At 30.0% G+C, this 243-nt stretch carries 1 protein-coding gene; it reads right to left on the reverse strand.

Going from position 1 to position 243, the window contains the following annotated elements; genetic code table 11:
- On the reverse strand, positions 1-157 hold a 157-nt coding region (locus SB658_RS26800; RefSeq protein WP_486308227.1), incomplete at its 3' end, for a DUF7147 family protein.
- Positions 158-243 lie beyond the last annotated feature (86 nt).

Here is a 243-nt window from a genome sequence, read left to right on the forward strand (position 1 = left end):
GTTTTAATATTACAACAAGTGAGCACACTCTTTTTTCATTTTTAATCGTTTCAAATTGTAACATATGTGTTATACGTTCTTGATTTGCTTTGGCAATTTCAAGTAATTCATATAAATCAGAGTAGCCTTCTCCGAGTTCTATAAAGCGTTGAATCATATTTTTTCCTCCTCTTTCTTTTATTTACTGTACCATCTCACTTTTTAAATGAAAAGTAGACAAAGAAAAAAAACCCTGCAAAGCAG

The sequence above is a fragment of the Bacillus sp. SIMBA_008 genome, from assembly GCF_046535495.1.
Classification (GTDB): domain Bacteria; phylum Bacillota; class Bacilli; order Bacillales; family Bacillaceae; genus Bacillus; species Bacillus subtilis.